Annotated in this window: 15 protein-coding genes; 9 read left to right on the top strand and 6 right to left on the bottom strand. The window is 41.9% G+C overall.

Annotation, left to right across the window (positions count from 1 at the left end):
• Positions 1–184 precede the first annotated feature (184 nt).
• Positions 185–1,654 carry a PH domain-containing protein gene (locus QUF94_RS24385; protein ID WP_289318120.1) on the bottom strand — a complete coding sequence of 490 codons (1,470 nt, stop codon included), beginning with the start codon at positions 1,652–1,654 and terminating at the stop codon, positions 185–187.
• Between the two features lie 2 nt (positions 1,655–1,656).
• Complete coding sequence (locus QUF94_RS24380) at positions 1,657–2,151, bottom strand: PH domain-containing protein (RefSeq protein WP_289318119.1); 495 nt, start codon at positions 2,149–2,151, stop codon at positions 1,657–1,659.
• 225 nt (positions 2,152–2,376) lie between these two features.
• On the opposite strand from QUF94_RS24380, the gene dacB reads away from it, so the two are divergent.
• Positions 2,377–3,888 (top strand): D-alanyl-D-alanine carboxypeptidase/D-alanyl-D-alanine endopeptidase, encoded by a 1,512-nt coding sequence (gene dacB, locus QUF94_RS24375; protein WP_483313673.1) that lies wholly within the window; start codon positions 2,377–2,379, stop codon positions 3,886–3,888.
• Here the strand turns inward: dacB and QUF94_RS24370 are convergent.
• A complete protein-coding gene (locus tag QUF94_RS24370; protein WP_289318117.1) occupies positions 3,868–4,581 on the bottom strand; it encodes an HAD hydrolase-like protein in 714 nt (237 codons plus the stop codon). The genes dacB and QUF94_RS24370 overlap by 21 nt on opposite strands.
• A gap of 256 nt (positions 4,582–4,837) precedes the next feature.
• On the opposite strand from QUF94_RS24370, the gene QUF94_RS24365 reads away from it, so the two are divergent.
• Both QUF94_RS24365 and bluB read left to right on the top strand, forming a co-directional pair.
• Positions 4,838–5,125: a nucleoside/nucleotide kinase family protein gene (locus QUF94_RS24365; RefSeq protein ID WP_289318116.1), complete on the top strand. Its 288-nt coding sequence runs from the start codon at positions 4,838–4,840 to the stop codon at positions 5,123–5,125.
• 222 nt (positions 5,126–5,347) lie between these two features.
• Positions 5,348–5,989 (top strand): 5,6-dimethylbenzimidazole synthase, encoded by a 642-nt coding sequence (gene bluB, locus QUF94_RS24360; RefSeq protein WP_289318115.1) that lies wholly within the window; start codon positions 5,348–5,350, stop codon positions 5,987–5,989.
• A 278-nt stretch (positions 5,990–6,267) separates the two neighbouring features.
• On the opposite strand, the gene rpoN is transcribed toward bluB, so the two are convergent.
• Positions 6,268–7,638, bottom strand: a complete 1,371-nt coding sequence (gene rpoN, locus QUF94_RS24355; RefSeq protein WP_289318114.1) for an RNA polymerase factor sigma-54 — start codon at positions 7,636–7,638, stop codon at positions 6,268–6,270.
• Between the two features lie 376 nt (positions 7,639–8,014).
• On the opposite strand from rpoN, the gene QUF94_RS24350 reads away from it, so the two are divergent.
• The 3 genes from QUF94_RS24350 to QUF94_RS24340 all read left to right on the top strand — a co-directional run bounded on the left by QUF94_RS24350 (position 8,015) and on the right by QUF94_RS24340 (position 12,563).
• The gene (locus QUF94_RS24350; RefSeq protein WP_289318113.1) at positions 8,015–9,340 is read left to right on the top strand and encodes an aminotransferase family protein; all 1,326 of its coding nucleotides are present in this window, start codon (positions 8,015–8,017) and stop codon (positions 9,338–9,340) included.
• Positions 9,341–9,358: 18 nt separating this feature from the next.
• The gene (locus QUF94_RS24345) at positions 9,359–10,792 is read left to right on the top strand and encodes an aldehyde dehydrogenase family protein (RefSeq protein WP_483313699.1); all 1,434 of its coding nucleotides are present in this window, start codon (positions 9,359–9,361) and stop codon (positions 10,790–10,792) included.
• 250 nt (positions 10,793–11,042) lie between these two features.
• Positions 11,043–12,563 (top strand): aldehyde dehydrogenase family protein, encoded by a 1,521-nt coding sequence (locus QUF94_RS24340; protein WP_289318111.1) that lies wholly within the window; start codon positions 11,043–11,045, stop codon positions 12,561–12,563.
• Positions 12,564–12,804: 241 nt separating this feature from the next.
• Here the strand turns inward: QUF94_RS24340 and QUF94_RS24335 are convergent, their stop codons facing one another.
• Entirely contained in the window at positions 12,805–14,865 is a 2,061-nt protein-coding gene (locus tag QUF94_RS24335; protein ID WP_289318110.1) for a molybdopterin oxidoreductase family protein, read from the bottom strand.
• Positions 14,866–15,022: 157 nt separating this feature from the next.
• Here QUF94_RS24335 and putP point away from each other — a divergent pair, with 157 nt between their 5' ends.
• The 3 genes from putP (at position 15,023) to QUF94_RS24320 (ending at position 19,103) form a co-directional block, all read left to right on the top strand.
• Positions 15,023–16,492 (top strand): sodium/proline symporter PutP, encoded by a 1,470-nt coding sequence (gene putP, locus QUF94_RS24330; protein WP_289318109.1) that lies wholly within the window; start codon positions 15,023–15,025, stop codon positions 16,490–16,492.
• Positions 16,493–16,731: 239 nt separating this feature from the next.
• Complete coding sequence (locus QUF94_RS24325; RefSeq protein ID WP_289318108.1) at positions 16,732–17,919, top strand: ATP-binding protein; 1,188 nt, start codon at positions 16,732–16,734, stop codon at positions 17,917–17,919.
• Positions 17,920–17,966: 47 nt separating this feature from the next.
• On the top strand, positions 17,967–19,103 hold the full coding sequence (locus QUF94_RS24320) for a DEAD/DEAH box helicase (RefSeq protein WP_289318107.1): 1,137 nt from the start codon (positions 17,967–17,969) through the stop codon (positions 19,101–19,103).
• Positions 19,104–19,349: 246 nt separating this feature from the next.
• On the opposite strand, the gene QUF94_RS24315 is transcribed toward QUF94_RS24320, so the two are convergent.
• A complete protein-coding gene (locus QUF94_RS24315) occupies positions 19,350–19,646 on the bottom strand; it encodes a hypothetical protein (protein WP_289318106.1) in 297 nt (98 codons plus the stop codon).
• Between the last annotated feature and the right edge of the window lie 125 nt (positions 19,647–19,771).

Genomic DNA, 19,771 nt, shown 5'->3' with positions numbered 1-19,771 from the left:
CCCTTCTTATATACCTCTAATTAATTTTGGCTTCTATTTGATATTTCGGTCTTCTTTCGCTTTTTTGAAGTGACAAGTTAGAAAATTCCAATATTAATTTTGTCGTGAAGTCGAAGGTGGGAAGGGAGTGGAAAAAGATGAAAAAAAAGCTGACTGCAATAGTCAACTCTCCAAACATTGAATCTTATTCGACTTGGATATTTTTTGTCCTGCCCTTATACCATGTGTAAAATTCGTCAGCATATTCAACGGATACATCTTGGAGCTTTGTATGGTGTACAGGCTTGGAGCGGTTGATCGTTTCAATTGAGGCAAGCCCGAAAAACTTTTGCATCTTCGAACGTTCCACCTCAATTTGAATGATCTTGCTTCTTTTGGTAATGAATAGTGATGTTTCCAAACTTCCGGATTTAAACTGAATGAACTCATCATTTAACAAGTAACGGCTATTATTGTAATCCATTATTCTCAATGTATAAATGAGAACGAGTAGGATAAGTGATATATACCATAGGGAGGGTTTGAAATAATAGATTGCCACCGTTGTGAGAATCCAGAAAAAGCTGGGCCGCAGCATTCGGATTTTGAAGGCCTGCTTCGATAACGACTCCATTGACCGTTCCACTTTGTAAGCGGGTAAAATCTCTTCTACCATCCCATATGCCCGTTCAACGGATAAAAAAGGATATAGAGTATTCGTTTCCAGTTCTTCATCACCTGTACTTCCTGCGCTAATCAGTTTCACTTCTGCCAATCCTAACAATCTTTTAATGATTGATTGGGTGATTTCGACAGCTTGTACTTTTTCTTTCTGAATGGAAAAAGCAGATTCGTCCAGTACACCTTTCTTGATATATATACGCTCGTGATCGGATGAAATTTCATATTTTCCATATTTAACGAATGTGGAAACGATTCCGAAGGCAACGGCTACACATATGAGACAGACAAGAACGATGGTTATGATCCACCATGTATCCAATAACTTGGCAAAAAAACCTTCTGCATTCTCCAAATTGAAAAAATCATCGAGTGTATTATATAACGTAGCCACAATCGGGATAAGAGCCAAAAAGCTGAGTGATGTAAAGGAAGCCTTTAGAACGTCTTGTTTGGTGGATGTGAAATGAATCGTTTTTTCATTGAATGGTTCCATATTCTCCGCAATTCGTTCTTCGTGAATATCCACTTCGATAACCGAAAGTTCTTGTTTTGAAGAATATTCCCCCTCTAGCCGTTCTGCCTCTTTTCGGGAAATCACCTCGAATGGCACGGTACCCGGATCACCAGTCATCCCCGTTTCGAATGTTAATGAGGTTAAGCGGAAAATCTTATGGAATAATGTCGTACGTTGTTGAACATTCTGTACTTTATGAAGCGGGACCGTTCGATACGATTTCGAGACAAGCCCTGAAGTAATATAGATGGTTCCTTCTTTTATTTGATATTTATACGTAAACCATTTAAGGATGACAGAAATGACTTTCCAAATCAGATAAACTAGAAAACCGATTTGGAGTACCTTCATATACATCTTTTCAGAACCGAAGTTCAGGACATAAAGCATGATTATGAAAAATACATTCCCTTTCAGCAATTTCCATAATTCGAAGGGGATTTTGAAAGGGTGTAATCGTTTTGCATGTTCTTCCATCGTTAATCCACTTCCTTTATTTTTGCGAAATGGGCAATTTTATCTCTTAATTCATACGCCTCTTTCTTCGGGATGGCGGGAATGTCATGAGAGTTTCCCATTGTTCCGATACTTAGTGAATAAAGGTTGTATTTTCTTAAAAAAGGGCCTTGGTTCAATTTGACGGACTGAACCTTCGTCATCGGAATGAGTTCATGCGTTTCACTCCAGGCTCCACGTTTTGTTTGAATGAATTCTTCGTTCACGTCGTAACGCCAATACTTTTGCAACAAGATCGGTTCAATGAAGATGGACCAGATTGCATGGAAAAAAGATAATGTGATAAGTCCGTATAAAATCCATCCAATCCATTCTGTCCAAGCGAAATGATCATCAACATATAATAGGATGCCAAGGACGGTGAGGATAATGAGATTGGTAATGGCTTCAGTCATCCGCCAGACCTTCACGGATTCTTTGGAAATTTTCTTCGTTGGTGGCTGTATCTTTGAATACATATATTCACTCCTTACTATGTCTTCATACTTATACGGATTATCATTCAAAAAAGTTCCCTGTAATCGTACATGTAAATGAATCATGAAGTCGGGATTGCCTAATGGATCCCATTGAATGGGGCCGAATAATCCTGCAGTTTCATGAGTATGTATAAACTAGGGAGGTTCAAGTGGATTTTTTCTTTTTATATGACCGTAAAATGGACAAGATAGAAGTGGTGAGTTATGAGAGTGGGAGTGATAGGTTTGACATATAAAAGGAAGTTGGGTTTTATATTCTTCCTGTTTTTGATTTGTTTTTTTAATGGAGAATCGATGCAGGCAGCGAATGATGATGGAAACCTAGGACAGAAAATCCAACAAATATTGGATGATTCACCAGGATTGGCAGGGGCGTTAACGGGAATTTCCATCCGTTCAGCTAAAACAGGTGAAATGATTTATGAACGAGGGGCGCAAACAAGATTGCGGCCTGCTTCGAACCTTAAGCTTTTGACCTCAGCAGCAGCCTTGGAAACATTAGGGGAAGATCATGTTTTTCAAACGGAACTATACATAAATGGAGTGCAGGTTGGCCATGTTCTGCAGGGAGATGTGTACCTGAAGGGAAAAGGTGATCCCACATTATTGGAAAAGGATTTTGATGAGCTGGCAGCTTCACTGAAGCAAAGGCGAGTTAAGCTCATTCATGGAAATCTTATAGGTGATGATTCTTGGTATGATGATGTTCGTTATTCCCAAGACTTAGTTTGGAGCGATGAACAAGAATATTACGGAGCAGCTGTTTCAGCTTTAACCGCTTCCCCTAATGAGGACTATGATACCGGCACCATCATCGTGGAGGTAACACCCGGGGAAAAGCCTGGTAAAACGGCAACGGTGAAGCTGAAGCCGGAAACGGATTACGTGAAGGTCATCAACAAAACAAAAACGGAATCTGTAGACGGCAATAAGGAAATTGAAGTTGAACGGTCCCATGGCACAGATGTCGTTACTGTGACGGGGACCATTCCCGAGCATGCCGGGGTGACCAAAGAGTGGATCTCGGTGAAAGATCCTACAGAATATGCCCTGAGCTTATTTAAAAAATCAATGAGGAAACATGGAATTAAAGTGTCGGGAGAAAGGAAAAAAGGGAAAACGCCAGTAGGGGCGGACTTGATCGCCACTCATCAGTCCATGCCGCTTTCACAACTGCTTATACCTTTCATGAAATTGAGCAATAACGGCCATGCCGAGGTTTTGGTGAAAGAAATGGGCAAAGAAGCAGAAGGGGAGGGGAGCTGGAAAGATGGTTTGAAGGTTGCTCGAAATCTGATGAATGGTATGGGTCTCGATATGCAAACGATCATAATGCGTGATGGATCCGGCATTTCCCAAGTCAATATGATTCCAGCGAATGAAATAACTAAGCTGCTATATGCCGTACAGGAAAAAACGTGGTTTCCTGCTTACTTGAATGCATTGCCAATTGCGGGAGATGAAAATCGGATGGTGGGCGGTACGCTAAGAAAAAGAATGAAAGGGACAAATGCAGCTGGAAATGTCCGAGCGAAAACAGGGACCATTTCAGGAACGAGCTCCTTATCAGGTTATGTGACGACCAAAAGAGGGGAAAAAATCATATTTTCGATCATTGTGAATAATTTTGTTGAAGAAAAAGGCATCACGGCAATCCAGGATAGGATAGCCGTAATGCTTGCAGAACAGGAAAACCTATTGGGGAGTGGCCTTTAGTATCCATTTGGAAAGGTATATTTGAAGTTCAGGAAAATCTGCGATGAACAGATCTGCATCAGCCAATTCATTTTCTTCGGCAAATCCGAATTGGCAGCCCACAGCCGTTAAGCCATTTTCCTTTGCTGCCTCGATGTCGGACTTTCGATCCCCAATCAGAATGGCGTTTTCAATTCGATAGTCTTTCAATAACATTTGCACCAAGTCGGTCTTCGATCCTTTCGAAGACCTTTCCACGCTATATATGTCGGTAATAAATTCATGTAACCCAAAATAAGAACAAATTTCTTCCAAGTACTTTTCTAGACCATTGCTAGCAATGAAAATGGAAATTCCAAGCTGTTTGATCGTTGACAAAGTCTCCATAACGAGAGGGAAAAGCGAACCTTTTCCTTCTTTGATTTCTTGTATCAAACACTCTAAAAAAAGTTGATCAGCTTGCTGGCGAATATGCGCGGGTTGCTTTGGTAACAGAGTTTCCCAAACGACTGTTAGTGGGACGCCCATAATCCTTTGGTACGTGGCAAGCGGGGTATTTCCTATCCAGCTCCCTTCTGATCGAAGGATCTCAAATGTTCTTTCAAGTGAAGAACCTAATATCTTGTTAGTTTGAAACAAGGTACCGTCCATATCGAAAATGGCGGCAAATTGGATGTTATTCAATACTTGCACCTTCTTCTTAGTTTTTTTCATTTTATCCTCTCAAGGAAGGGATATAAGGGAGGACGATGAAATAAGTAGTATAGGAGGAATGCTAATGACCTTTCCAACACTTAATGGATAGTATACGATTAAAAGTCTTATAACTGATGTTCTCGAAATTTCAAAAAACACGATCTCCATATATAATGGCCATAGATGGTCGGGGTGGGTCTGGAAAAGTACACTCGCCTCCCGTTTCCAAGCATAATGTCGAGGTAGTGCGGTCATTCATATAGACGATTTTCATTTGCCATCATCGAAAAGGATCCAACTGCCCCCAGCCCAAAAACAGATTGGTGCGAATTGTGATTCGAGACCGCTTTTTAACCAAATCCTGAAACCGCTTACTGAGGGGAAAGAAGCAAGGTATCAAAGGTATGAGTGGGAAACGGACAATACGGCCGAATGGCATATGGTTCCTGCTGGGGTCATTATTGAAGGAACGTATTCTATGCGTAAAGAAATGGAAGGGTCCCATGATTTCACGATTTGGGTGGAATGTCCCCGTGTTACGTGGCCTTTAGAGGGATGGTGAAGATGCGCGTCAAATGTGGGAGGATAATAATAACTGGATGGTTCATGAAGATCGCTATGTTGACGAACAAAGGCCTCAGGAAAGAGTGAATCTTGTGGTGGACGGAACAAGCTGAATCCAGGGATATCTGGAAAGTCACTGTTAATTGTAAGGGTTTACCTGTAAAATTCATATTGAATTTTTAGATAAAATTCTGGGGAACCGGAATCATGGGGGGAAACTATGTTTACTAATGAAGAACAAGCTGCCGTATATAAAGCCATTTATAACCGAAGGGATATCAGGAGTTTTTTGCCTAAGCCCATTTCAAAGGATGTACTCCGCAGAATTTTGGATGCTGCACATCATGCGCCGTCTGTAGGATTCATGCAACCTTGGAGTTTCATTGTAATTTCATCTCAGGAAACCAAGAACAGATTGGCATGGGCAGCGGATAAAGAAAGACGGGCACTCGCTATTCATTATGAAGGCGGTAAAGAAAATAAGTTTCTTAGTTTGAAAGTGGAAGGTTTAAAAGAAGCACCATACACCATTTGTGTAACATGTGACCCGACACGGGGAGGCTCCCATGTTTTGGGGAGGAACTCCATTCCTGAAACGGATATCCTATCTACAGCCTGTGCGATTCAAAATATGTGGCTGGCTGCCTGTGCGGAAGGATTGGCAATGGGATGGGTAAGCTTTTATAAGAAAAGTGATATTCGGGATATTTTGGAGATTCCGCCGCATGTGGAACCCATTGCACTCATGTCGATTGGCTATACCGATCAATATCCGGATAAACCCATTCTTGAACTTGCCAATTGGGAAAAAAGAAGACCAATGGACGAACTTATTTTCGAGGATAAATGGGGTAATAAATAAAACTCGAATAATAATGAATGACATTAGGATACTAAATCCTCTTTCAGTGAATTGGAGAGGACTTAAGACAACCGTTACACAGGTATTTGGAAAGTTTGAATTAATAAGTGTATGGAGCCCCTGGTTCAGGGGTTTTTTGTTTATGTGGCATTCACTAGACCTTTAACAGAATCAACGGAAAGTATGGAAGAGTCTTTTAAAATTCCCCATCTATCCATTTAAAAAGACTCTTCCAAAAGATGCATCTTTTGAAAGAGTCATAGCTAGTTTTTTTGATTTTAAAATCTGCGACGTTTGGAAGATCCCGGTATACCCAAGTCTTCGCGGTATTTAGCAATGGTGCGGCGAGAAATTTTTGTCCCTTCATTTTCGAATATCTGACAAAGTTTCTGATCTGAAAAAGGCTTTATCTTATCCTCATCGGCAATCAAGACCTTTATTTTTTCTTTGATGGTCGCAGTGGATTCGGTCGCTTGGCTGTTCACTCGGTTTAAGCCTCTAGTAAAGAAGTTCCTTAATTTAAATAGGCCATGCGGTGTCTGAATATATTTATTGCTTGTCGCCCTGCTGATTGTTGATTCATGAAGTTGGAGTTTTTCCGAAATGTCTTTCAGTGTCATAGGTTTTAAACCAGCGATTCCCTTTATGAAAAATTCTTGTTGCTCCTCCACTATTGCAGATGTCACTTTGTAAAGTGTCATTTGTCTTTGTTCAAGCCCTTTTAATAGTAATTGGGCATCATCTATGTGACCTTTAACATAATCTTTTACCTCATTACCAGGATTCATAGCGAGGTGGTTCTTATAGTAAGGATTGATGGAAAGTTTAGGTGTGTAGCTGTCATTGACCGTTATCAGAAACCCTTCTTTTTCTTTTTCCACATAAACGTCCGGAACGATGTAATGAGTCATATCTTTGGAAAAGTGACTGACGGGACGAGGGTTTAACGTCCGGATGAAATCAGAGGCCTCTTGTACTTCCTGAACGGTCACGTTGTAAAGGCCCGCAATTTTTCTGTAGCGTTTTTCTGCTAAATCCGTTATGTGCATTTTAACGATCTTATACGCCAATTCATTGTAATCCTCATGCTCTCGCAGCTGAATGAGTAAACAATCGGTCAAATCTTTTGCCCCGACTCCAATGGGGTCAAGGGATTGCAATACTTGAATCATATCTTCTATTTCTTCCACGGACACGGAAAAATGCGAGGCTGCCCAATTTCCATCCAATTCAAGGTATCCATATTCATTTAAATTCCCAATAAAAAATTGGAGAATCTTCCTTTCGATGGCCTTCAAGGACCTTAACATACTCATTTGTTCCAATAAGTGGTTTTCCAGTGTTTCTGTGTTGCTGGAATAATTATTGATCGGGTTGTAATCATTTTCTCCGTTGAAACTTTTACTTTTAGAGGAAGATCCCCGTAACTGAGAATTAATTTTATGTGTACGAATGGAAGATTCAGAGGATCCGGGGGGTTCTTTAAATGTTTCGCTTATTTCGAGTACGGGATTTTCGTTTGCCTGTCGATGTAGGAAATCTAATAGTTCATAGGTGGAATATTGAAGGATATTGATCGATTGCTGTAATTCAGGAGTTAATGATAATTTCATGGTTTGTTTTTGGAGCAGTTCAAAACCTGCCTGCATATATATCAACTTCTTTCGTTTAGATTAACCTAGCGGCAAAAAAGGAATGTAAAGTAATAACACGATAATAATACAAATCTTCCGAAAATTCAATATTGCATGTAAGGTTATGTAACATCTAACGGTGGAATTCAACATAATGCCTGTAAATTAGTACTTTTTCTAATGAATGGGGGTTTAATGATTTGAATATGAATCGAGTGATTTGTATATGAATCGATATTCACTCGTAATGATTTGATTATGAATCATTTTAACTTGAATACCTTTAATATAAGGCTCATATAATTTGGCATGCATCTTGCTATATCTATAAATATATATAAATAAAATAGTTTAGCAAAAAAATACATTACATGAGAAGGGTGTTTTTTACATGATTAAAGAGAAGACGGGTATTCAGGAATTAATGGATTTGGATAAAAAGCATTTTATTCATCCTACTACGGCAATCGAACAACAGCAGACAGATGGTCCAAGTTTCATTTTTACTGAAGGTAAGGGAATATATCTTACGGATGTCAAGGGCAGGACTGTCATTGATGGCATGGCTTCACTTTGGAATGTGAATATTGGCCATGGACAAGAAGAGTTGGCTGATGTGGCGAAGGAACAAATGGCGAAGTTAGCTTTCACCTCAAGTTTCGCCACTTTCAGCAATGAGCCGGCAATCCGGTTAGCGGCCAAAATCGCTTCCATCGCTCCTGGGGATTTGAATGCAGTTTTCTTCACTTCAGGTGGATCGGAGTCGAATGATACGGCCATCAAACTAGCTCGTCATTACTGGATTTTGAAAGGGCAGCCTAATCGACAAAAAATCATTTCCCGCTCGAAATCCTATCATGGAGTGGCAATGGGAGCTACAAGTGCAACTGGTCTGAAACCGTTCCGGGACTTCACGAATTCAACCGCACCGGATTTTTACCATGTGGAAGGTTCCTCCATTGAGGAGTTGCGTAAGGTCATTGTACAGGAAGGACCTGAAACGATTGCGGCATTTATGGCTGAACCGATTCAAGGAGCAGGTGGCGTGAACCTTCCTCCTGAAGGCTATTTTAAGGAAGTAAGGGAGATTTGTAATGAATACGGCATTTTAATGGTGACGGATGAAGTCATTACAGGTTTCGGTAGAACAGGGACTTATTTTGGAATTGAGCACTTTGGCGTTGTACCGGATATGATGTGCTTTGCAAAAGGTGTTACGAGCGGATATGCACAGTTAGGCGGGGTCGTCCTGAATGATAAGATGCATCAAGACTTCATAGCCCTTTCAAAAGGCACGCTTTTACATGGCTACACATACAGTGGTCACCCTATGGCTTGTGCGGTTGCTTTGAAAAATATTGAAATAATTGAACGTGAAAACCTGATAGAAAACTCGAAACAGCGTGGTGAAGAGTTGCTTGCTGGCTTTAAGAAGCTTCAAAGCAAACACCCGATTGTTGGTGATGTTAGGGCACTTGGACTAATTGGGGGCATCTCCATCGTAAAGGACAAACAAACAGGGGAAGGCTTTGAGACACAGCTTGCTCCAAGACTGGTTGCTGAAGCGGCAAAGAATGGTTTGATTTGTCGGTCTGTTACGTTTGACCAAGATACACTCGTATTCGCACCGCCTTTAATCATTACTAAATCGGAAGTCGAAAGAATAATTGAAATCCTTGATAAGACATTTACTGCTGTAGAAAAAGAAATTTTATAAGAGGTGAAAAGGATGGTCATGACGGAAACGCTGAAGAAGAAATTATTCATTAATGGTAAATGGCAAGAAGCAGAAAAATTCACGATACTAAAGTCTCCCTATAGTGGGGAAGTACTTGCGGAGATTCCTTCAGCAAGCCTTGAAGATGTCGAATCGGCGATAGAATCAGCCTATCAAGCTAGAAAAACAATGGCTGCTTTACCTAGCCATAAACGGGCTGCCATACTTGAAAAACTTGCGAGTCTTTTGGAAAGCCGAAAAGATGAAGCAGCTGAAATCATTGCTAAAGAGGCAGCGAAACCGATTAAAACGGCTATGGGGGAAGTAACCCGGACGATCGCCACTTATAAATTTGCAGCAGAGGAAGCAAAAAGGATTCATGGCGAAACATTGACGATGGATGCTACAGCTGACGGGGAAGGAAGGATTGGCTACACCGTCCGTGAGCCGATTGGAGTTGTGGGTGCGATTACGCCTTTTAATTTTCCGATGAACCTTGTTGCTCATAAAGTAGGGCCGGCCATTGCTGCAGGAAATACGCTTGTCTTGAAACCTGCGAGCCAAACACCGCTATCTTCGCTATTTCTTGCTGAGCTGTTAGCCGAAACGGATTTGCCGGCAGGTGCGTTTAATTTAGTTACCGGAAGCGGTTCGGTAATTGGTGATAAATTAGTCACTGATTCAAGGGTGAAGAGCATTTCATTCACTGGAAGTCCTGCTGTAGGAATCGGGATTCGTAATAAGGCAGGTTTAAAGAAAGTGAGTCTTGAACTTGGTTCAAATGCAGCTGTCATAGTGGATAAAGGAATAAATATCGATAAAATCATCAAGCGCTGTGTATCGGCGGCATTCGCTTTCCAAGGGCAGGTCTGTATTTCCTTACAGCGCGCATATGTTCATGAAGAGATATATGATGAGTTCGTCAAAAAATTCACTGAAGCAACGAAGGACTTGAAGCTTGGTGATTCCATGGATCCCGCAGTGGATATCTCGGCATTAATCAGCCCTGGCGATGTACAGCGAAGCCTGGACTGGATTGGTGAAGCTAAACAACACGGTGCGGTTGTTGCAGCAGGAGGTAAATCTGAAGGGAATATCCTGCATCCTACCGTGTTGCTGGAAGTGGATGCAAGGCTTAAGGTATCTTGTCAGGAAGTCTTTGCTCCCATTGTTTTGATCAATAAAGTTTCGTCCGTTGAGGAAGCGATTGATATGGTCAATGATTCCGAATTCGGATTGCAGGCCGGGATTTACACAGAAAATATCAATTTGGCACTTTCTGCCGCAGAAAAATTGGAAGTCGGCGGTGTTATCATTAATGATATCCCAACTTACCGTGTCGACAACATGCCATATGGCGGAATCAAAAAAAGCGGGACGGGCCGCGAAGGGTTAAAATATGCCATTGAAGAGATGACGGAAATGAAATTGGTCATTTTTAACCGAAATTAATGTATTAAGAGATGAGCAGCTGCTCATCTCTTTTTTTGAGCTGCTGATTTTACTATTTTTCTATGAATTTATAAAAGAGCTGGGGCGAAAGTTGTAAATGTTTTATGCAGAATTGAATAGGGAATTCACGATTGAATTTAAATGGTACAGGAAAGGGCAAGAAAATGTGATTTCCCTAATATTTCAAACTGGCATGAATCTTGCTCATATCTTATATAGGTAGATAACTTAAAACCGAGGAGGAATATATATGCAGGAAACTTTACAAAATAACACGAAAAAAGAAGGAACGGGAGCACTGGACTTAAAGATGTACATCAATGGGGAATGGGTGAATTCGACTTCAGGTGAGAAGCGGGATGTATTGAATCCGGCCACGGGAGAAGTTATTGCTACAGCTGCAGAAGGCACACAGGAAGATGTTGATGCAGCTGTCGAGGCAGCGAAATATGCTTTCTATGAAGGTGGATGGTGGGGAACTCCGGCAGTGGAGCGAGCTCGCATTTTATTCAAAATTGCCGATAAAATAGAAGAAAAAGCTGAAGAACTTGCTGCGTTGGAAACATTGGATAATGGGAAACCATTGCGTGAGGCTCGTTATGACATAGATGATTCAGCAGCCTGTTTTAGATATTATGCAGGATTGGCTACAAAACCGACAGGTCAGACTTATGAGGTTCCTGATGGCCAGCAAGCGATGGTCGTAAGGGAACCGATCGGTGTATGCGGGCAGATTGTCCCTTGGAATTTCCCTCTAATGATGTCAGCCTGGAAACTGGCCCCGGCACTGGCTGCAGGAAATTCCGTTGTGTTCAAACCATCGGAGGTTACACCAGTGACAGCTGTCAAACTATTTGAAATCATGGATGAGATCGGATTGCCTAAAGGTGTCGCAAACCTAGTGTTAGGAGCGGGGCCAGTTGTCGGACAGGCCATTGCCGAACATGAAGAAATAGATAAAGTAGCCTTTACGGGAGGAACGGCAACTGGACGTAAGATCATGGAGGCTTCACTAGGTAACCTAAAGAAAGTGACATTGGAGCTCGGTGGGAAATCGCCTAATATCGTATTTGCGGACTCTGACTTCGAGACTGCAGTTGATTATGCTCTCTACGGGATTTTCTGTAATCAAGGACAAGTTTGTTCAGCGGGCTCCCGGTTACTTTTGGAGGAGTCCATTTACGATCAGTTCATTGCAAGCCTTACTGCTAAGGCGAAAAAGATCAAAGTAGGCTCAGGTTCCGATGAAAAAAGCCAAATGGGTCCTATCGTTTCAGAGGCCCATATGAACAAGATATTATCGTATATCCAAATTGGAAAAGAAGAAGGAGCCAAATTAATCGTCGGTGGAAACCGAATTAAAGAAGAAGGCTTGGATAAAGGTTACTTTGTCGAACCTACTATTTTTGTTGATACGACACCGGACATGCGGATTGTACAGGAAGAAATTTTTGGACCGGTGCTTGTCGTTCAAAAGTTCAAGGATGAAGCGGAAGCTCTTCGACTTGCCAATGATACGAAATATGGTTTAGCGGGAGCGGTGTTCACGAATGATATCGCAAAAGCGTACCGTGTCATTAAAAAAGTACGTGCCGGCATCACGTGGATAAACTCATATCACCCGACTTATAATGAAGCTCCTTGGGGAGGATTCAAGCAAAGTGGAAATGGACGCGAACTGGGCACTTTCGGTTATGAGGCATATACGGAAGTGAAGCAAATCAATAACAACTTGGATATTCAGCCAACTGGTTGGTTTGATGAAGAGTAAATAGCTAGACGAAAAGGCTGTTCCTTGTGGAACAGCCTTTTTTATGTTGATATGCAAAAAAACGGAAATCGCCGATATAATCCGAGAATCGCTGATATATTCCGGAAATCGCCGATATAATCTGGAAATGGGACGATATAATCCAGAATCGCAGAAATAATTCGGAAATGGGACGATATAATCCAGAATCGCTGATATCATCCGGAAATCGCCGATATAACTCCAGAATCGCCTATATTACTTATAGATTCGTGGACTTATGTTGGACTTTTTCAAGATCCACCCGTCCAGAAAAGAAAACGGCGCCATTGCCCATATCTGAGAGGCGATCTGGAGTAAGGGCATTGATGAGTTGTTTCGTTTCAGGTGCATTCTGCCACAAGCCTTGGCTGACAAGTACGCCGGGTAACACATTTTCACCGGGAGCGGCGGTAAGCAAGCATTCACCGCGGCCGTTCCAGATTTTAACCATATCTCCGGAAGCTATCCCTAACGTTTTGGCATCAGCTGCATTGATGTGCAGCTTAGGTTCCTTTTCCAAGGAGATATGTTTGGCATTATTTGAAAAGGTTGAATTCAAGAAGTTATGATTAGGTGCCGGTATGAATAAAAATGGCAGTTCGCTGTCTTTTATGATTGGTGTATATGTTGGTAGAGGCTGATATCCATCGCGCTTCATCCGTTCTGAATAAAGTTCGATTTTACCGCTTGGTGTCGGTAGCTTGCCTGGGAACATCCGGTGCATCTTGGCTTTGACAAATTGATTCCTTGAAAGGGAGTCATAGGTGATGCCATCCAAATGCGGATTATCGGGAAAATCAAGCGCCTGCCGTATCATATCTTCTTCTGAATCTTTAAAAGCTTGTTCCTCAAAACCCATTCCATCAGCTAAAAGTTTGAACAATTCAACATTCGATTTCGACACGCCATATTTATCGACTACAGGTTTCTGTATTTGGACGTAATTATGCCAGTATGAATTATAAAAATCCTCCGTTTCATAAGATGATGTGGCAGGGAGGACGAGGTCAGCAAACATGGCCGTTTCGGTCAAGAATAGATCATGGACCACTGTGAATAGATCTTCCCGCATTAGACCTTCCTGCACCTTATTTGCATTCGGAGCGACAAGTGCTGGGTTGGAGCCGTATACAAACATGGAGCGAATCGGGTTTTCTTTTTCCAATAGAGCTTGACCGATTTGGTTCATATTAATGGTCCGAGTAGCTTTATTATGCAATAAATCAGGACGTCTTAAGGCATTTGTATTAAAAGCCAGATATCCTGAATTCCCTTTGATGGCCCCGCCGCCTTCCGTCATCCATTGCCCGGTAAGTGCAGGCAGGCAGGCAATGGTGCGTACTGCCATGCCGCCATTATCATGGTGCTGCAGCCCATTGCCTATTCGGACGAATGATGGAGTGGTAGTGCCATACATCCTGGCTAATTCATATAAGTCATCCATTGGAACGCCGGTGATCGCGGAGACGGTTGCAGGGTCATATTGGCGGACGTGTTCGCGCAATTCAGCAGCACCCACTGTGTATTCATCAAGAAAAGGCTGATCGACTAGATTCTCGGCAAATAGAATATGCATTAAACCGAGGGCAAGGGCACTATCGGTACCAGGCAGGATCGGTATGAACCAATCTGCCCACTTACCGGTTTGGTTTTTATGTACGTCAATGACAACTACTTTGGCCCCGTTTTTTCGGGCTTGCTGTGCAAGCGTAACTTGGTGCATATTTGTGCTCACCGCATTAATGCCCCACATGATGAAAAGCTTTGTATGAATCGTTTCTTCAGGGTCGATGCCGAAAGAACCACCCATTGTATAGTTGTATCCGACTGAGCCGGCCGCGTTACAAATGGAACGCTCAAGCATGCTTGCACCGAGTTTGTGAAAAAAACGGCGATCCATACCCTCTGCGCTTAGGTTACCCATGTTTCCATAAAAGCTGTAGGGAAGTATGCTTTCAGGACCATGCATTTCGAGCAGATCATTCCATTTGGAAGTAATTGTGTCAATGGCCTCTTCCCAGCTGATTGGAGCGAATTTCCCTTCTCCTTTCGGGCCGATGCGCTTTAATGGCTGCTTTAAGCGATTGGGGTCATATAGGCGGGCAGTCATGTTCCGGACCTTGTTGCAAATATTCCCTTTGGTGACTGGATGATCAGGGTCCCCTTGAACTTTAATGATTTTCCCGTCCTTTTTGTGCAGCAGTAGACCGCATTGATCAGGACAGTCAAGAGAGCAAACAGAGGGAAAGACTCCATCTGGCTGATTGATATAGGATTGCATGGGCGTATTCCTCCTAATAATTTAATCTAATAAAATGAATTTTCTTAATTATATTGAAAGTGAAATCGTTGATAGGTGCAAGAACTTCTTAACATATGTTTTTTTTTCTGATAAGCTTACAAGATGAAAATTAACCTATAAATAGGAGGATTCATTTTTGGAATATGGAATTATAATATCAATTGGAATATACATGGCAGGCATGCTGTTAATTGGTTATTTGGCCTATCGGAGAACGGCCAACTTAACGGATTACATGCTTGGCGGCCGGAACTTGGGACCAGCTGTAACTGCATTGAGTGCAGGTGCTTCCGATATGAGCGGCTGGCTGTTGATGGGTCTTCCCGGTGCAATGTACATAAGCGGGTTAAGTGCAGGCTGGATTGTCATCGGCCTGTGTGCAGGTTCTTATTTAAACTGGTTATTCGTGGCACCAAGACTTCGGACATATACGGAAGTGGCCGGCAATTCGATTACGATTCCCGACTTTTTGGGAAATCGGTTTAAAGATGGATCACGGATTTTGAAAGTTGTATCAGCATCGGTCATTTTAATCTTCTTCACCTTTTACACCTCTTCAGGTATGGTAGCAGGCGGTGAGCTTTTCCGCTCCGCTTTCAATTTGGATTACCGGTGGGGCATCTGGCTGACGGCGAGCGTTGTTATTCTTTACACATTATTTGGCGGATTCCTGGCTGTTAGCTGGACGGACTTCGTACAAGGTACGATTATGTTCATTGCCTTAATTCTAGTACCAGTTGTCACGATTGTAAATATTGGTGGCTGGGATCCTACCTTCAATGAAATAAAATCGATTAACCCGAATTTATTGCATGCTTTCGAAGGAACATCAACCATTGGCATCATATCTCTCCTGGCATGGGGACTTGGTTATTTCGGTCAGCCTCATATAATCGTTCGATTCATGGCGGTTTCATCTGTTAAAGAATTGAAAAGTGCACGGCGAATCGGTATGGGCTGGATGATTTTTGCTATCGTGGGAGCGATGTTCACCGGATTGGTAGGGATTGCTTATTTTAATCTGACAAGCAGTCCTTTAGGGGAAAAAAGTGCAGAGTCTGTCTTCATCATTTTAGCTAAAGAACTGTTTCCTTCTTTAATTACAGGCTTCTTGTTGGCGGCGATTTTGGCAGCGGTCATGAGTACGATTGCGTCTCAGCTGTTAGTTTCTGCAAGTGCCCTGACGGATGATTTCTATAAGCAGTTCATTCGGCCGAATGCATCGGATAAGGAATTAGTGCTAGTGGGCCGGTTTGGCGTTTTAGCTATTTCTGCCATCGCTCTCATTTTAGCTTTTAATCCAAGTGGTACGATCCTTAAATTGGTGGGTTATGCATGGGCCGGTTTTGGAGCGGCCTTCGGTCCGGTCATTTTGTTAAGCCTGTACTGGAAGCGAATGACGAAATGGGGAGCCCTGGCGGGAATGATTGTCGGTACCTCAACAGTAATCGTTTGGGAAATGATCGAAGAGTTAGCTGAAGTATACGAAATCATTCCTGGTTTCATCGCTGGAACAATAGCGGTCGTTGTTTTCAGCTTACTATCGGCCAAGCCTTCAAAAGTTATAGAAGAGGAATTCAATCAAGCCATCAAAAACCTCTCTTGATCATTTAAACCCAGTTGGTTTTTTAGATATAAAACAATGAACGCCATAGATATGGTACAATATCCAAAGAGTCCTTATGTGGAAAACATGAGGGCTTTTTTTGAGTGATTTGGGAATAATAAACCAAAAAACATTACAAAGGATAAAACATGAACCAATCTCATAAAATTGCATGTAAAGTGGCTATTATATATATAATCATTGGGGTCTTATGGATTATCGTTACGGATTACATCTCTATGACACAGGCAAAGGCGGATGTTCAGATATATGCAATGTTTCAACATTCCAAAGGATGGATGTTCATTTTCATAACCGGGCTTGTCTTATACTTCATAATCAGGTATTGGACGGGGAAAATGTTGAGGTCCCAACAGGAATTCAATCTGAAGGATGAACAGTATCAGTCGCTGTTCAAGCATAACCCGGATTGTGTCCTTGAACTGAATCTCGAAGGAAATGTCGTTTCAATTAACCCGGAAGCTGAAAAGCTGTTAGGTCATCACAGTGACAATTTGAAAGGCAAGAATGCGAATCATCTCATCAACTGGAATGAAAAGGAAAAAGTATCTGTTTTCTTTATACAATCCCTTCAAGGTGAAGCCGTAAAATTCGAAACGACCATCCAGAATAAGAGTGATGAAAAGCGGATAATCCGTGTAACCTTTCTACCGATCATCGTTCAAGCGGAAATGCTTGGAGTATATGCAATCGTAAGGGATATTACTGAATTGCGGCGCGAAGAGGAATTGATGATCATGTCGGAAAAGCTATCTGTAATCGGACATCTGGCTGCTGCCGTCGCACATGAGATAAGAAATCCGCTGACATCTTTAAAAGGATTCGTACAATTAATGGACATGACACAGGAGGTCAACCCGCTGCATTCTGATATCATGTTGAAGGAAATTGACCGAATTAATATTATCTCAAGTGAACTGTTGGTTCTCGGAAAGAAACAGGATGTCGCATTCCGAAGGATAGATCTTGCCGACAGTTTACAACAGGTATTCACGTTGATGCAAGCAGAGACGAATTTGAATAATATCGAAATGGGGTTTAGGGTTAAAACCGCTGAACCGATTTATATTATGGCTGATTCAATTGAACTTAAACAGTTGATAATCAATGTTGTCAAGAATAGCATTGAAGCGATTGAGGATAATGGGAAAATTGATCTGTCGCTGCAAATCCTCGATGATCAAGCTGTAGTCAGCGTGAGTGATAATGGCATAGGAATGATGCCCGAGCGCCTTGAAAGGATTGGTGAGCCTTTTTATTCGACGAAGGAAAAGGGCACAGGGATCGGACTTGCAATTTGCCGGAAGGTCGTTCATCGGCTTGACGGGGAAATGCATTTTGAAAGTGAGATAAACAAAGGGACGACGGTTACAATTCGTATTCCGTTGGCTACTGGACAAGAATAAGTGGTACTATGAAAGATAGGAAAAGTTTTATATTAAAGGAGAACGATATGAGCGAATTACCTGCATTAGTGAACGATAGAAAACCATATATACAAGAGGTCTGGAAAAAGTCCGGATTCGGACAACTTACCCCGATTCAAACTAAAGCGATTCCCGTGATTGTTGAGGGAAAAGACATCATGGCTGAATCACCGACTGGAACCGGAAAAACTTTAGCTTATTTACTGCCATTGTTAGAAAAGGTAGATCCTGAAAAAAAATCGCCGCAAGCTTTGATTTTGGCATCATCCCGAGAACTGGTCATGCAAATCAATGAAGAAATTCGCATTTGGTCAGAGGGAAGCGGCATAACGGGTGCAGCATTCATCGGCGGTGCTAATGTGAAAAGGCAGTTGGACAAACTGAAGAAGCATCCACAGGTAATTGCCGGAACACCGGGTAGAATTTATGAATTGATTGCCCAAAAGAAATTGAAGATGCATGAAGTTAAGACGATTGTACTAGATGAAGGTGACCAATTGATCACTCCAGAGCATATGGGTACGATCAATAATATTATCAAAACAACCCTCAAAGACAGGCAAATAATGGTATTTTCAGCAACTCTGCCAGAGGAAACGGAAAAAGCGGCCCGAGGATTCATGAATGAACCCGAAATGATAAAGGTCGATAAGCATGAAAAAATGGAATCCAAAGTGGATCATCTGTACTTTGTTGTAGAGAGACGGGAAAAATCCAAGATTCTTGAGAAAATCACAAGACTTAAAGATGTGAAGGCCCTTGCCTTCCTGAATGATATAGCAGAACTGAGCGTCTTACATGAAAAGCTGAGCTATAAAGGTGTTGAAATGGGCGTGCTTCACGGTGAATCCAATAAAGTCGACCGGGAGAAAGCGCTGCGCAAGCTTCGTTCCGGAAAATCCCCGATGTTGATAGCAACGGATGTAGCGGCTAGGGGGCTTGATATTAAAGGTCTTACTGCGGTCGTTCATATTGATATGGCTGATAATATCGATCAATATATCCATAGATCAGGGAGAACTGGGCGTGCAGGTGCAGACGGCACTGTTATTTCAATCGTAACGGAAAGAGAAGAGCGAGAGTTGAAAAAAATGGCTCGTGAACTGGAGATTCCATTAACGAGAGTAACCTTCTATGGTGGAAACATCGTAGTCGATGAATGATTTAGAAAAGGGATGGCCGTGGCGGCTGTCTCTTTTTTTTCAAACACGATTAGGATTTAAGCAGGGAACATATACCATCCGACCAATTCTTAAAACTCCTCCTTTTCTCTAAAATTAAGTAGATGCTCAATTGAATTCACTCTACATGACCTTTTCGCTGTCTTAAAATGGTGGAATTCCCAGTTAACCAAAAATATGCCGATGAAAATGAGTGAACCTCCAACTGCAACGTACCAGTGAACAGGGTCATCCAGCAAGAGGAATAACGGGTTCATGAATGTCAAGATCGACAATTCCCCGGCTAAAATGGTCCTTAATCCTATAAAGAAGCATCCCCTGACACCAGCTGTCTGGAAAAAAGATGATACTCGGGCGTTTGATGGGCTTAACGACTATGACCATGCTGAAACCTGCTAGGATGAACCGAAACCCTGCCAGTAACTTAGGGTGAAGTACGCTAAGCCAATTTGTCCTATAGCGAATGAAGAACCCCATTAAAGCAGTCGTTAATATAACCAGAAAACCAAAAATGAATTTGTTCATCTTGTGTCTGCCAAAATCTTTATCTATAAATTCAGATTGTGAAATTAAATTATATTTACTAAATTCTGGAGTTTATTGATGGGGATATTCATGCATGAAAACGCTTCCTTTATATGGATTTTTGA

Source organism: Peribacillus sp. NJ4, from assembly GCF_030348345.1.
Taxonomy (GTDB): Bacteria; Bacillota; Bacilli; order Bacillales; family DSM-1321; genus Peribacillus.
The sequence above is the reverse complement of the archived record's forward strand: the minus strand, read 5'-3'. Positions and strand labels throughout refer to the sequence as shown.